12 protein-coding genes are annotated in these 15,132 nt (G+C 43.2%); 7 read left to right on the forward strand and 5 right to left on the reverse strand.

Features of this window, described 5'->3' with window-relative positions; translation table 11 throughout:
* Nucleotides 1–11: 11 nt before the first annotated feature.
* The 3 genes from OCU46_RS19325 (at nt 12) to OCU46_RS19335 (ending at nt 4,936) form a co-directional block, all read left to right on the forward strand.
* Nucleotides 12–1,739: a potassium/proton antiporter gene (locus tag OCU46_RS19325; protein WP_141271104.1), complete on the forward strand. Its 1,728-nt coding sequence runs from the start codon at nt 12–14 to the stop codon at nt 1,737–1,739.
* 198 nt (nt 1,740–1,937) lie between these two features.
* Nucleotides 1,938–3,629: a DUF1800 domain-containing protein gene (locus OCU46_RS19330; protein ID WP_141271286.1), complete on the forward strand. Its 1,692-nt coding sequence runs from the start codon at nt 1,938–1,940 to the stop codon at nt 3,627–3,629.
* Nucleotides 3,626–4,936 (forward strand): DUF1501 domain-containing protein, encoded by a 1,311-nt coding sequence (locus OCU46_RS19335; RefSeq protein ID WP_141271103.1) that lies wholly within the window; start codon nt 3,626–3,628, stop codon nt 4,934–4,936. The genes OCU46_RS19330 and OCU46_RS19335 overlap by 4 nt, the downstream gene beginning before the upstream one ends.
* Nucleotides 4,937–5,367: 431 nt before the next feature.
* On the opposite strand, the gene OCU46_RS19340 is transcribed toward OCU46_RS19335, so the two are convergent.
* Nucleotides 5,368–8,010, reverse strand: a complete 2,643-nt coding sequence (locus OCU46_RS19340; RefSeq protein WP_337972463.1) for an Ig-like domain-containing protein — start codon at nt 8,008–8,010, stop codon at nt 5,368–5,370.
* Between the two features lie 265 nt (nt 8,011–8,275).
* Between OCU46_RS19340 and OCU46_RS19345 the strand changes: the two genes are divergently transcribed.
* Nucleotides 8,276–8,728 carry a tetratricopeptide repeat protein gene (locus OCU46_RS19345; protein ID WP_244311341.1) on the forward strand — a complete coding sequence of 151 codons (453 nt, stop codon included), beginning with the start codon at nt 8,276–8,278 and terminating at the stop codon, nt 8,726–8,728.
* A gap of 290 nt (nt 8,729–9,018) precedes the next feature.
* Here OCU46_RS19345 and OCU46_RS19350 read toward each other — a convergent pair whose 3' ends face one another.
* Both OCU46_RS19350 and OCU46_RS19355 read right to left on the reverse strand, forming a co-directional pair.
* Complete coding sequence (locus OCU46_RS19350) at nt 9,019–9,591, reverse strand: PhnA domain-containing protein (RefSeq protein ID WP_141269331.1); 573 nt, start codon at nt 9,589–9,591, stop codon at nt 9,019–9,021.
* 142 nt (nt 9,592–9,733) lie between these two features.
* Nucleotides 9,734–10,522, reverse strand: a complete 789-nt coding sequence (locus OCU46_RS19355) for a M48 family metallopeptidase (RefSeq protein ID WP_141269329.1) — start codon at nt 10,520–10,522, stop codon at nt 9,734–9,736.
* A gap of 162 nt (nt 10,523–10,684) precedes the next feature.
* Between OCU46_RS19355 and OCU46_RS19360 the strand changes: the two genes are divergently transcribed.
* From OCU46_RS19360 to OCU46_RS19370, 3 genes are all read left to right on the forward strand, one after another.
* On the forward strand, nt 10,685–11,122 hold the full coding sequence (locus OCU46_RS19360) for a hotdog fold thioesterase (RefSeq protein ID WP_141269326.1): 438 nt from the start codon (nt 10,685–10,687) through the stop codon (nt 11,120–11,122).
* Nucleotides 11,119–11,340: a DUF3389 family protein gene (locus tag OCU46_RS19365; protein WP_141269324.1), complete on the forward strand. Its 222-nt coding sequence runs from the start codon at nt 11,119–11,121 to the stop codon at nt 11,338–11,340. The genes OCU46_RS19360 and OCU46_RS19365 overlap by 4 nt, the downstream gene beginning before the upstream one ends.
* 66 nt (nt 11,341–11,406) lie before the next feature.
* Nucleotides 11,407–13,110 (forward strand): SgrR family transcriptional regulator, encoded by a 1,704-nt coding sequence (locus tag OCU46_RS19370; RefSeq protein WP_141269322.1) that lies wholly within the window; start codon nt 11,407–11,409, stop codon nt 13,108–13,110.
* Between the two features lie 143 nt (nt 13,111–13,253).
* On the opposite strand, the gene OCU46_RS19375 is transcribed toward OCU46_RS19370, so the two are convergent.
* Both OCU46_RS19375 and OCU46_RS19380 read right to left on the reverse strand, forming a co-directional pair.
* A complete protein-coding gene (locus OCU46_RS19375; protein ID WP_141269320.1) occupies nt 13,254–13,676 on the reverse strand; it encodes a hypothetical protein in 423 nt (140 codons plus the stop codon).
* A gap of 344 nt (nt 13,677–14,020) precedes the next feature.
* Nucleotides 14,021–15,058 (reverse strand): helix-turn-helix domain-containing protein, encoded by a 1,038-nt coding sequence (locus OCU46_RS19380; RefSeq protein WP_141269318.1) that lies wholly within the window; start codon nt 15,056–15,058, stop codon nt 14,021–14,023.
* Nucleotides 15,059–15,132 lie beyond the last annotated feature (74 nt).

A 15,132-nucleotide genomic window follows, 5' to 3' on the forward strand; every position in this document is an offset into this window, starting at 1 on the left:
TGGACGTAAATATGATCGATAACCTGTTCTTAACAGGGGCGGTTCTTATCCTAGTCAGTGTATTGCTGAGTAGGGCATCTTCTAAGCTAGGTGTTCCGATTTTATTTATTTTTCTGGTTGTCGGTATGCTTGCTGGCGAAGATGGACCAGGGCAAATTGATTTCAATGATCACTCCTTAACTTATTTAATTAGTAACCTGGCATTGGCCGTCATCCTTCTTGATGGAGGCATGAGAACCAAAGTATCCAGCTTTAAGGTCGCCTTCTGGCCATCATTGTCTCTTGCAACGATAGGCGTAGCGCTCACCTCTAGTTTTACGGGTTTGATGGCTGCGTGGCTGTTCGATTTAACACTATTGCAAGGTATCTTAGTCGGGGCCATTGTTGGTTCGACAGATGCTGCTGCGGTTTTCTCTATGCTGAAGGGGCAAAGCTTAAACGAGCGAGTAGGGTCTACCTTAGAAATTGAGTCTGGTACCAACGACCCAATGGCGGTCTTTCTAACCGTCACTTTGATTGCTGTTTTAGGCAACCCTGAGGCGGATCTCGGTTTGTCATTTCTAGCCACTAGTTTTGGGATGCAATTTGGCGTGGGGGCGGCCGTGGGGCTTGGCGGTGGTTGGCTACTATGGTCACTAATAAACCGTGTAGAACTACATGAAGGCTTGTACTCCGTTTTAGTGGTAGCGGGTGGTATTTCCTTGTTTGCGCTGTCAAACAAGCTCGGCGGCAGTGGAATTTTGTCAATTTATCTAGTGGGATTGTTGATAGGTAACAAACCTACAAGCTTCCGTCATTCAATACTAAACGTGCTTGATGGTATGACTTGGATGAGTCAGATCGTGATGTTCTTGTTGTTAGGTTTACTCGTGAAACCGGCAACACTGATTGAGATCATGATTCCAGCCTTGGTACTTGCGTTTGGCATGATTTTGGTCGCCAGACCGCTGGCGGTATGGATTGGTTTACTGCCATTTAAGAGTTTTACCACCAAAGAGCGCAAATTCATTTCTTGGGTAGGGCTAAGGGGAGCAGTGCCTATTATCTTGGCCGTCTTCCCAATGGTAGCAGGGCTTCCAAATGCAGAACTGTATTTTAATATCGCCTTTTTCGTCGTAATGGTATCTCTGTTAGTGCAAGGGGGAACCCTAATGAAAGCCGCTCGAATGGCTGATGTTACCTTGCCCCCTAAGCCAACTCCTATCTCAAGAAGCGGTATCGAAATTTTCCGTGCCAGCGAGTGGGAGATGTTTGTCTATCGATTAAAAGAAGAAAAGTGGTGTGTGGGTGAACCTTTGAAACGGCTTGCTATGCCTGAAGGCACGCGGATCACGGCTGTATTTCGTGGTGAGGAACTACTCCACCCATCAGGAAGTACGGTTTTACAAGCTAATGATACCCTCTGTGTACTGGGACAAGATAAAGATCTTGATGCGTTGAGCTTTCTGTTTAGTGAAGCTCCGGAAGATGAAGTCGTCCCCCGTTTCTTTGGTGACTTCTTCTTAGACATCAATTGTCGCGTGAGCGATGTGACCAGCTACTATGGTATTTCGGTGCTGGAAGAAGAGGGCGATATGCCACTCAAGGAGCTAGTAGAGCTCAAGCTAGGAGTATGTCCAGTGCTTGGTGATAGCTTTGATTGGTATGGATTGCATTGGGTAGTAGCCGATGTAAAAGATCACAAAGTGACTAAGTTAGGCTTAGCGTTACCCGATAACGATGAAGGGGATTCAGAATAGTTATTTTGAGTTCAATAGTTTAGATTGTGGTAAGGGTAACTAATTGATTTAATGTTACAAATTTATTTATAGCATCGTTAATGAGCAGCAATAATGAGTTCTTACACAGTTTATACTGGTTCAGATTGCTATAAATTATTACTTTCGTTAGTGTGCGGCAAAATTCGTCGGCAGAAAAAGGTTTTTGAGTTGTCTTCCATGTTAAAGCGTTATGGCTTCAAATTAAGTATATGCATTCTTGGTTTTTCACTGCTCTCAGCATGTGGCGGAGAAAGCAGTAGCGATTCGGGAGATGGTGGTGTTACACCTCCTCCTATTATACCTCCTCCTATTACACCTGAGCCCATACCCCTGACACAGGATCAGCGATATGACCTGCTCTATCGGTCGACATTTGGTCCTCAACCGGACTCCTACCAAGAATTGAGAGACTTAGGCTATGTTACTTGGCTAGATGAGCAGTTTTCTATGGCTCCAAGTTTGCATTCGACACGCCTGAAAGAGTATCCATTAGAAGCGGACAGAGACAGTTACAACCAAGCTGATCGAGCGGCAGTTTGGTGGGATCTAAGCCTTAATGCGCCTGATCAGCTGCGACAACGTGTAGCGTTTGCATTAAGTGAAATTTTCGTGATTTCACGATATGGATCTAACTTGGGTGGCCGTACACTAGAGATGACCGACTACTACGACATGCTCGTCACACATGCTTTTGGTAACTATCGTGATCTGATTGAATCAGTGACGCTTCATGCCGCGATGGGTGACTACTTATCAATGATGGCTAATCAAAAGGCTGATCCAGAGAGTAATCGCTACCCTGATGAAAACTATGCACGTGAAGTGATGCAATTATTTAGTATCGGGCTCTATGAATTGAATCCAGATGGCACGGAGAAGCTAGATAGCCAAGGGCAGTTGATACCAACTTACACGCAAGATGACATTGAAAACCTAGCACGCGTATTTACCGGTTGGCATATCGCAGAAAAAAGCCAACCAGGGTGGGGCTCTAAGAATGGAAATTGGTTTGTGCCGATGATCGCTTACCCTGAGTACCATGACGATGAGGAAAAAGTGGTGATGGGGGAGGTATTTGCACAAGGGCAAACCGCCGAACAAGATATGGCACAGGCGATGGATATGCTGCTCAATCATCCGAACACCGCTCCGTTAATCAGTAAGCATCTTATCCAAAGGTTGGTGACGTCGAATCCTTCTCCAGCGTATGTTGCCCGAGTGAGTGCGTTATTCGTTGATAATGGTGAGGGAGTGAGAGGCGACCTTGAAGCTGTGATCCGTGGGGTTCTCACCGACAGCGAAGCGCTTAGCGGCGGTGACCGTTCGCCCGTTAAGATGAAAGAGCCGTTGATAGCGATGACCAATTTTTTCCGCGCCTTTGAGGCAAAATCAGCCGATCCTTCGGGGCGCTTTCACAACTCTATAGGAACTTTTGGGTCGTATGGGCAATCTCCGCTTGGCTCTCCAAGTGTGTTCAATTTCTTCTCACCAGATTACGCCCCAAATGGCGAGATCGCTGACGCGAATGACGTAGCGCCAGAGTTTGAGATACTGAGCTGGAATAACTTTATCCTCACCAATAATCAGCTTTGGTCAGCAACTGGCCGAACAGATTACGAGGGAGAAGAGAACCCGAATCGCATTGTTATTAATACAGCGTCTTTGGAAGCGATCGCCAATGATCACTTGGCATTGATCGAAGAAATTGATAGGCGTCTGCTTTCTCAAAGAATGAGTGAGCCGCTTAAAGACATCGTGTTAGAAGCATTAGAAGATCTTCGCGATACACAGCAAAGTTTAAAGGTTCGCAATGCACTCTATATTGTCGTGACTAGCCAAGAGTTTCATATTGAGGAGTTAGCCCAATGATTTCACGTCGTCAACTCTTAGCGGCTATGGCCTCGACACCGATTATCTCGATGATGGGTACCGGTTCTGCACAAGCGTTACCAAACAATGATTATAAAGCCCTTGTCTGTGTGTTTTTGTTTGGCGGGAATGATGGCTTTAATATGTTGGTGCCTAACGATAACGAACACTATGATGAGTACGCTAGCGCTCGTCCAGATATTGCCATTCCTCAAGCTTCATTATTGCCTTTGTCATTGAATACGGGATCCAATCTGACACTGGGTTTACACCCATCAATGGCTGACGTTCAAAGTCTTTTCGACAGTAATAAAATGGTCGCCATTGCAAACAGTGGTGTATTGATAGAACCTTCAACGAAAGCGGGTTTAGAGGATGGAACGCACGCGATGCCACCTTTTTTATTCTCTCACAATTCACAACAAGCTGAATGGCAACGAGGTTGGTCTGGCAGTACTACAACATTAGGCTGGGCAGGGCGATTGATGGACGTACTCAGTAGCGATAATGAGGCAATTAGCCCAACATTTAGTCTTAATGGGTATGCTCAGCTACTGAATGGCAGCACTCATAGCGCTAACCTTATTAATGCATCATCACTGCCTCAAGTGAATGCCATTAATAACGATCAGCGCCGCAAGAGCTTTGATCAGGTGATGAATCTATCCCCATTGACGGCGTTTGGGCGAGAGTTTGATCGGGTGAAGGATGATTCGATTTCAATACGAAATACGCTAGCCACGGCGATTGATTCGGTGCCGGAAGAAGGGCATTTTCCTGATAATTCATTGAGTGATCAGCTACATACAGTCGCACGATTAATCAAGTCGAGCGATCAACTTGGACACCAGAAGCAAGTCTATTTTGTTGGCTTAGGTGGCTTTGATACACACGCCAACCAATTGGATGTCCATGCGGGACTGATGAGCACTTTGAGTCAGTCGCTTGCTGCGTTTAATCAATCAATGGAAGCATCAGGATTAAGCGATAAAGTCACAACAATGACGATGTCTGATTTTGGTCGACGCTTAGCGAGCAATGGCACCGGAACAGACCATGGCTGGGCCAGTAATCATCTTGTTATGGGCGGCGCGTTAAATGCTGGACAGTTATACGGGCAGTGGCCATCGTTAATCCTAGATGGAGAAAACGATTTTAATAAAGGTCGAATGATTCCAACAACTTCCGTTGAGCAAATCGGTGCGACAATCGCAAAATGGATGGGAGTAAGCAGTGATAGCGCAATGGCCTATATATTTCCAAACTTAGCTAATTTCTCGGTACAAGATTTAGGGTTCTTGAAATAATTGACTTTGAATGTTCATCAGAAACGCTAATACCAAAGCTCTGTAGATTTATCTATGGGGCTTGACTTTTTTGATGGGATATTTAACAAAGTTCAATTTGGTGGTCATCTAGTTACTAATGTTTGAATCAAACATTAGTAACTATCCAGGCTATGTTTGCTTGTAAATTGAAACCATTATGGAGTTTAGCTCCTTGAAGTATAAAAAGGGCGGTGAGTAAAATATATGGCTCCAGTGATATCACTCTAAGTGAATTTTATTTATACAAAGTATTTTGCTATAGCTTAAGTTGTTCATAATTTTCCTAAATGAACAAGGGTGTACGTAACTTAGAAATGCCCCAAAGTGTGTTACGAAAATTTTGGGGCTTCATATGCTCAGGATACATAATCAATAGGTAAAGAGGCCCTCGATAAGCCTCGAACAGATAGCTAAAGCGGCAAATCAAATACAAATTGTGCGCTGACAATTTGTACATCATCAGACACCTTTTCCCACAACAAATCGATTTTCCCGTAGTCATTTCGGTTAAGGTTAATACCTATCCCGTAATTGAAATGAGTGTTTTCATCTACATCGATAAGCTCAGACTCACCGTCGATACTCGGCTCTATATAGCTAATCCCTAGTACTACAAAAGGGGCAAAGTTGTCTCCCCAGAGCTGATTGATACGGTATTTTGCATTCACTCTAAACAGGTGATAATGAACATCAGTATTAGGGTAGCCTACAGCGTCTGATTCTAGTTTGGCCTCGTTTAACCAGTTGTAGCTGACATAAGTAGACCAGTTGGAATCGAATTGGTAGCCAAAACCGATACCAAAAGCAGGCTGGTACTTATCATCTTGTTTCCATTGTGTATCGTCTAAATCAGGAGATAAGTAAGACATTCCTAGATCGGCGTTAACGAAAAAACCCTTATCCTCACTGTTATTGTCAATAGTCGATGCATTGGTGGATAACGCAACTGACGACAACGCTACTGCTAATAGACCTCTCCTAACTAAAGTTAGACGTCTATAGATGAGCAATAGTAAAACTATCAAGCCAGAGTAACCTACTGAACCACCTACAATGGCCTGTCCTGAGCTATCTTCGTCAGTTTCAGTGATTAAAGGCTCACCCGCCTTGACTTGCAAAGTCACTCTTTGGGGAAAACTGTGTGCGAGGTTTAGATCGACTGCATCATAGTAAAATTCGTCAATACCTACAAAATCAGCTTCTGGTGTGTATGTAAAACTTCCATCAGAGTTAAATTGAAGCTGTCCATTAGAAACATCACTAAAAAGCCTTGATGTGAGTCCTTGATAAAATGGCTCTGAACTATTTTGATCGTCTCTGTCATTTGCAAGAACCCCCGGACCATGAATGGTCAGCACTTCTGTTGTATGAAGGCTATAAGTGTCTTGCTGAGTCGTTGGTCGAGAGTTGGTTGGAATAGAAATCCAATTAGTTGATTGTATATCGATGTTTACCGTTGCCGTTTTCCCTCCTAGATCGTATTCGAAAGAATCGTGACCATAGTAACCGTCGTTGGGTGTATATAAAAATGAGCCGTCTACCTCAAGAGTTAGAGAACCGTGTAGGACATCTTTAGTAAGGGTTGCATCTAAACCTCCAGGCGTTGTGTCATTAGCTAGGACGCCCTCTGCGCTATTTTTGAGAACAGAAACACCCTCTTCAGTGGTATAGCTATCGTTATGAGGATATAGCGATTCGTGTTTTTCATATGCCCCAATATCAATGGCAGCGCCTTGTGGGCGAAACTCCTTAAGGTAATCGCTAGCAATTGAGGTACCATCCGAATACTTCGCGGCTTCATCGTTACCCATGTCAACAAGTGGTAACGATAGTTCATTGGGAACAAAGCAGCGATTGCGATTAAAGCAGCCAAGTGCATTTAAGTTCAACGCAGTATCAGCCGCGCCATTAGTAGAAAGGTAGTTATTTTTATTTGCAGCCCTTGGGTAAATTGTCGTATCGTCCCAATTTGATGGGGAGATCAATGGCAGTGTGTTTTTTTCTGGGTCCGTAGAAAAAATTAAGTTATTGCTTGCGATAAGTTGTGCCGAGCCCACAAGATCGATATGTGTCGCATTGAAGAGAGGGGGAAAGCCACCTGAAGTTTGTGGTGTAAAGTACAAAGTGCTATTGGTCAGTGTCAGGTCGCCATCATCGACTCGTAAGCTGCGGGTGGCAACAGAGTTTCTGCCATCGAAAAGTGAGTTTGCTATTTCAACATCCGCTCGTTTAAAAGAAAAGCCAGCATCTCGAAAACCCGCGAAATACGAATCCTTTATCGTTGCTGTGCTTTGTTGCAACGATACATGAGAAAGGACTCGAGACGAGCTTATCCCTGCTGGTCCAGTAGAGTTATCTGCTATGGCTGTGTTGGAGATGGTTAGATCGGTATTGAAAGTTAAAATAATCTCTTTGCCGTTATTAACTCGGTTTTCAAAAATAAGACTATCGTTGATGGTAAGGCTACCAACGTTTGGTCCAGACAAGTCTGCTGAGCCTTGTAAAATCATGTTATAAGATCTTTCTTGGACTACGTTGTTAAACAATGCCACGTTGTTCAATGTTACGTTTGCATTATCAGCATTGAGCACACTGCCTGTATGAGTCACTGCAATATTTTCGATAGTGACATCAATAACTCTTCCTGCAACATTCTTCGGATTTACTCTAAAAAGTAATGAAGATGGCTTAAGTATGGTCACGCCAGAATCAAACGGGTAACCAGCATTGAGAAGGCCGCCGGATGTTATCCACCTTTGCTTGTCATCTATGACAACTCTGTCATTGCCAAGTCCGCGAATAATTACATCATCTTCAATTGTGATAGGGTTAGAAGATACACTATGACCTGCTAGACCTGGGTAAATAGGTTCGTTACTGCCAAAGACAGCTGGAATTTCAACAATGTCTGGACCTGGGTTTTTATTCGCTTGTTCAATCGCCCATCGCAAAGTCCCATCGCCCGAAGAGGCACTACTAGTTACTTGATAGGTAGCTGAATAAACGGAATTTGAAGCGAGTAAGGTTGCCATTAAAGCGAGTAATTTATTCATACGACTCTCATCCTTGAGTGAATAGTTTACGCATACGCTTTCAATGTAACAGAGTTGTTTGAAATGTAAATTAGATTGGCATTGTTGCAACCAGAACGATTACCTGATTCAGCGTCGATGCGCCTAAATTATACGGATATGAAACAATACATATTGATAGTCCAATTGGGTAGATTGGATTCAATGAACCTTAACTCACAATATAAATAGCTGTTGTTAGATCTAAAGGAAAAGAATGGAAACTATCATTAAATAAGCAACCGAACTGCGAAAAGAAGCCAAGTACAGAGAATCTAGAGCCTTGCTAGCCTCGTTGTTGAACAATGACAAGTATTCTGCGAGGGCTTATTTGCAGATTGCATGGTCTTACGACAACGAGGGCAAAGAGAAAGAGGCTATCACTCATTATTTGTCATCTCTCTCGGGCATTCTCAGTTCAACAGAAAGGTTTGATGCCTTGTTTGGTTTGGCGAGTACTTATCGAAGCCTTGGTATGTACGCTGAGGCATTAAGCTATTTTGAACAAACTCTTAATGAGTATCCTAGCTCAATTGAGGTTCAGCCTTTTCATGCGATGTGCCTTTACAATTTAGGACGTCATAAAGAAGCGACTTCATTGCTGCTCGAACTTCTGATATCAACTACGAACAGCGAAGCAATTAAAACCTATCAGAGAGCGATTTCTTTATATGCACAAGATTTGGATAAAACGTGGTAAAAGGAAAATATACGAAACGTACATCTAACACTTGTAGATTGTTTTTGAATATGACATCTAACTCGTTTATGTCCAAATACGTGTTACATGAACAGTAATTAGTGTGTCATTAAATTTGTGTATTATTTGCCGTAAGCCTGACTGTAGGTTTAATCGAGATTGGATTAGAGAGAGTGCAAGTTTAGTTCGAACAATAATCATTGTATTACCCCATACTCAATTTTTGACGCTGAAAAACAGGCATAAAAAAAAGGCTCAAAATGAGCCTCTTTTTTGAAGTGAAATTCGCCTTATTTCTTACGGCAAAACTCACAACGTAACCACATGGATTGACCTTCGACTTTACCCGAAAATAACTCAGGGTCATCTTGCGCAAGCCCAATGTTTCTAACCATTGTGCCGATTTTAACGACCATAGACGACCCCTTAACAGGTAGGTCTTTTATGATAGTAACTGTGTCACCTTTTGCTAGTGGCGCACCATGACAATCAACGTGCTTTTTACCGTCATTTTCCATGCCAGTTTCAGCCCAGTTTTTGGTCTCTTCTTCCATGTACATCATGTCTAGAAGGTCTTGTGACCAAGCTTCGCCTTTACGAGTAAGACGAGTTAGTTGACGCCATGCTAGAACTTGTACTGGTGGCTCTTGGCTCCACATGCTGTCGTTCAGACAACGCCAGTGGTTCACATCCATCTGATCTGCATCTTCAACTTGTGTGCGGCATGTGTCACATAGTAGTGCGCCGTGGTCTACAGTTGCTTGAGAGTGAGGAGCAACAGCAAAGGGTTGAAGATCATTCGTTGCGCCACATAGCTCGCATTTGTCGCCGCTGCGTTGACGTAGTGTTGATTCAATAGACATGTATTAACCTTGTTATATCTTGTAATTTGGCGACATTATCCATATTTCGCCACCCTAATGAAAGCAGTTCGCGATCAATGTTGATTTAGAATAAGTTTTCTATGTCATCGCGTTCATATCTGATTACTTTAGAACAATAAACTCAGCTTGGCATCGGGCAGTTAGGCTTTTCTCCTGTGAATTTAGGTACCGATGCCGCTTTTGTGGTTAGGTCTTTGATTCGAGTGTCGTGAGAGGGGTGAGTGGAAAGCAGTTCAGGTGGCTGATTGCCGCCGGATGCCTTGGCCATGTTCTTCCACAAATCGACACTTTGATAAGGGTCAAACCCTGCTTTTGCCATCAACTCTAACCCTACGATGTCCGCTTCACTTTCTTGGGTTCTTCCGTAGGGTAGCAAGACGCCATATTGAACGCCCACACCCATTAGCGCCATGATTTCGTTTCTATAGTCTTGGTTGGCCAACGCAATATTGCTCAGCTGCATACCGGTATTGGCAAGTTGTGCTTGTGACATGCGCTCATTACTGTGATCGGCAAGTACATGGGCGATTTCATGCCCTATAACCGTGGCGAGCTGATCTTGATTAACCGCAACGTTAAGTAATCCGGTATACACACCAATTTTGCCGCCAGGTAGTGCAAAGGCGTTCACCTGCTCACTGTCAAATATAACGACTTCCCACTGGGTAAAACTACCTTGAATAGGGACGTATTCTAAAATGGCATTGGTGACACACTGTACGTAAGCATTGGTTTTAGTGTCTTGACTAATGGTCAGCTCTGTTTTCATTTCTTCAAATGATTGACTGCCAAGATCGGACATTTGATTATCTGAAAACAAAATAACCTGATTGCGCCCTGTTGGAGAGGTGGCGCAAGCAGTAACGATAGCTACTGATGCTAGCGAGAGTATGAGTGTTTTTAGTCGCATAGAAGGGGTCCTTTTCTATCTTTGCGCTAACCCTTAACGTTGGTTTAGTACAAGTGTGGTCGATGCCGTAAGATTTTCCCACAAATCAGGAAAAATTAGACACTAAAGTGTTTAAAAAGAATAAGATAACAGAACCTAGCAAAAACAAAGGAAAAGACATCGATGACGATATGGAAACGCGACATCAGTCTAGAATCTCTCAATACCCAATCCAAAAACACGCTAATCGAGCACTTAGGTATTGTTTATACAGAGGTTTCTGATAATTCGTTAACCGCGACTATGCCCGTTGGCCCAAGTACACACCAGCCATTTGGTCTATTGCATGGTGGCGCCTCCGTAGTCTTAGCCGAATCGCTAGGTTCTTATGCGGCGTATCATTGTTGTGAGGGCGACAGACATTGTGTGGGCCTTGAAATCAATGCAAATCACCTGAAGGCGGTTCGTAGTGGTATTGTTACCGGAGTTGCAACACCCATTCACTTAGGTCGCACGACTCACATTTGGTCAATCGAAGTTCGAGATGAGCAGGGTAATCTGGTGTGTATTTCGCGTCATACTGTGATGATTAGAAATGCAACTAAGAAGGTAAAAGTATGACTCTAGATTTTGAATTGGGGAAGATCATCGTTAATGCGCATGAGATTATGATTAGACTAGATGGAGAACATCGACTGACGTATCAAGCGCAAACAGACGCTGTGCAACTGATGGGTCAGGTATTGGTGATTTTAGATGCTCAAAGTCGCTTTTCTATTAAGCTTCCCCCTGAAATCATTGAAGAAATTTCGCAAGTTACTGGTATTGCTATAGCGTAAAAGTCTCTCACTTCATGCTAAAATGAGGAAACTGACACTTTTTCAAAAAATTGGAATTTCCTCTTTATGAGCAGCCCTCGACTTCGAACACAGTTTGAAACCCTATTTGAGCACTTTAATGGTGAAGATAGCGAAACGCGTATAGAAGACATTACAGAAATTTTGTTTTGTACCAGACGAAATGCTCGTATCGTGCTGAATAAACTCAGTGAAGAAGGGTGGATCGAGTGGCATCCTTCGGCGGGTCGGGGAAAACAATCGCATCTTATCTTTAAGCAAAATCGTCAAGATGTCGGTGAAGGCTTAGCGAAGCGATATCTAGAAGAAGGGCGCATTGGTCAGGCATTGCAAGTGCTTAATCAAGATGCCAATCGTCTGACTCAAGTGATTCAGGATTACCTTGGGGTTCAACATAGACAAGGACAGCAAGTTCTTAGTCTGCCTTATTATCGTCAGCTTTCTATGCTAAATCCGAGAAAGCCTCATCGACGCTCAGAGCAAAACATCATCCATCAAGTTTTTAGTGGCCTTACGCAATTGGATGAGAACGACAATTTGACGCAAGATCTTGCTCATTCGTGGGACAATGTTGAAGGAAGTCATTGGCGCTTTTATCTCAGAGCTAAGGTGCGATTTCACAACGGGCAATTACTTGAAACTGAGCATGTAGTTGAGCACTTAAGGTCGTTAGCAAACATGCCCCTGTTTTCTCATATTAAAACGGTGACCACGCCATCTCCCTTGGTCATTGATATAGAACTTAGCCGGCCGGATTACCATTTTGATGTGTTACTTGCTGAAACGGTTGCTAAAGTACTCCCGCATAACTGCAACGAGATTGAAGATTTTGATCGCCTGCCTACTGGAACAGGGCCATATCGAGTTTCCGTAAATGATGATAAGCGGTTGATTCTTGAGGCATTTGATAGCTATTTTGGATTTAGACCCTTGGTGGATAAGGTTGAAGTTTGGGTAATTGATGAGATTCACTCTAGTATTGTCTACCCAAGTTTGTCGCAACCGAATATGCCTACACAGCGCACCGACGACGATGTAGCTTTAGATCCAGGTTGTACTTATATTTCAGTGAACCAACGCAGTGGACTGGGTCGAGATAAACGGTGGCAAGAGTATTTCGCCTCTAAACTCACCAGTTTTAATCTGTTTGCCCAGCTTTCTGAAGAATCTATTGTCGAGCTTGGGTTATTGCCTGCACATGGCCTTAAACCGGGTTGGTACCATAGCAAACCGCTAAGGCAATTAGAGCCGCCTCAAATAGAGACTGTCAGTATTGCTTACCATAGTGAACACCCTGTATTCCCAACGCTATCTAAAGCGATAGCATCGCTGCTTAAGCAAGATGGATTGGCGGTGCAGTTCATACGCTATGATCATGTTCCAGACGACATTGATTCGGTTGATCTATGGATAAAACCAATGGGGCTTGGAACTCATAGAGACGATACCTTACTGGGTTGGCTTCTTGACTACAGTAATCTGGATCATTTAAGCACCGATAGTCAATTTCACTATATCCATCAAGTAGTTGAAGAATGGCAGGGGCAACCCAATGCAAGATTTCCAGCAAGGGAGCTTGGTCGCTATTTGGTAGAGAATCACCTGATAGTCCCGATGTTTCACTGTTGGTTAGGGGTGAGCAAAGACCATTGCGGCGCGCTACAAAATGCGAAGTGTAATGCTTTAGGTTGGTTTGACTTTTCGAGGGTGTGGGTGAAATTAAATCAGCCACATGAGATACAGCGAGTTTAGGTGTTTGATTTAGAAAACCGAGCTTGCTACTAGTTTTACTAACCGAGAGAGTGGAAGTTCTCTCGGTTATTTTGTTTGTGAGTTTGATTTTTCACAACAGTTCATTCAAATGACTGTGGTCGTAATATGTTGATACTCATTTGTTAATAGTTGTGCAACTCTTTCATAGGGCTACGTAGTTTTCCGAGTAGTAGACTGTAGGCTTTTTCCATTCCCATAATGAGAAAGATAATACCAAAGAAAGCGATAACACCACCAAGCCAACCGGTAAATGCTACAGATTCGAACAGTACCGCGATAATGCCCATGGTGACAAACTTACCGCCAACTAAAGAAAGGTAAGAAGTGACACCGCGACCTACTTTGTATTTCTTGGCATCGCCTTTTTGTTTCCACTTGCTGGCACTCCATGCTTCTAGCCCGATGAAAAAGCTTAGGCACAACTGCATCAATACGCCTACTAGGGCTATTTCTATTGCGCTGTGAATATGAACCCAAGCCCACTGACTCGCGATAGCAACAGACAGAATACCGATTAGACTTTTTTCAATAGCATTAACTTTCATTTTGATTCCTATTACGATGAATATTGCGCAGAGCGTGTAATTCATGGTGTTTTCATCAAATGAGACTTATGCAATTTCATCATCCCGGATTAAATGTGCAATTTACTCATCTCTATTAGCTCGCTTTGAGCTTTCACCACTTGGTTGATGTGATGAAGTATAGAGACTGGCAGTGGGTAATGATGCCCATATTGCGCCATGGCTCGTGATTGGGTTGAAGTCGAGGTTAAGACTGAAATGCCAAGTCTGTAGTTGGTTACTCTCGAAGCGATTCAGCCTTTTGGAATGGTCAAGTTCTACAGAAGGAGCGCGCTTCCATTAGACTAGAGAAGCAGCCAGAGTTACTACGAGCCTAACTTTTTATCATTGTGGGCCTGGTAATACTTAAGCGGGGTAACACCTCGGTACTTTTTAAATTGTCTCGCGAAACTTCCTTCATGGGTATAGCCAAGTTTAGCGGAGACGTCTTTAGGATGGACGCCTTTAATTAACAAGTTTACCGCAGCGTTAGTCGTGATGTAGGCACTGAGATCCGTGAAGTTCAAATTCAATTTTTGTTGGAGCTTCCGACGCAAGGTTTGTGTGGATATGTTTAAGATTTCCGCCACTTTATCGGCTTTAGGTAGCCCAAAGTGCAGTGTGTAATAGGTTAATTCATATAACTCTTTTATTTCGTCGTTTGGCCTAGGCATATTAAGCAGCTTGTCGATATTCTCCAACAAATTTTGCCCGAGCAATGGACAAGAGCTATCGCTTATAATGTCGAAATGATGTGCCGTAGCCAATAAGTCTGTTGTACGAAACCAGACTTCTGTTGTTGGGCTATTCCACTCAACGTCACAGTTAAATTCTTTTTTGTATTTATCGGGATCATCTGAAGATCCTGATATGCGAATAAGCTGCAGTTCAAACTGATTTTGTGTGGCCTTTTTAAGAAAATCGAGCATCAGCAGTACGTTGTAAACCGATTCATGAAAACGAGCACGCTTAGTGAGTGAATAACTTTTGTGCATCCACTTCACTATGTTTCTATTTCCCGTGTACATGGCGTAAAAGCTACCGCCTGATTGCATATAAGGCATGCCGTAGTTGAACCTGCGAAACGCCAGTATGTTATCTGGCGCAGAAAGCAACCATTCGCCAAACCACCCAATGCTGTCTATTCCAATAAGATGTTTAAACTCCAACATGTAGTCTGCATTCCCCGATAAACGTTCAACATCGTTATACCAACGCGTGATTTCTTGATAAGGAATCAGGGTGTTTGCATCGGAAAATACAGTAGCCGGAATCGGGCACTGTGCAGGATCTACATCAAGAACTGATTTTAGACTGTTGTGTAACCTGACGAAAAAAGCACTTCGCGTGAAATAGACAGACATTATTTACAACCGTTTTAATCACAGAGTTAGGTATATTGATTTTATATGTTGAAATTATTGGAGTAAACAGGAGA

This window comes from Vibrio comitans (assembly GCA_024346835.1).
Lineage (GTDB): Bacteria > Pseudomonadota > Gammaproteobacteria > Enterobacterales > Vibrionaceae > Vibrio > Vibrio comitans.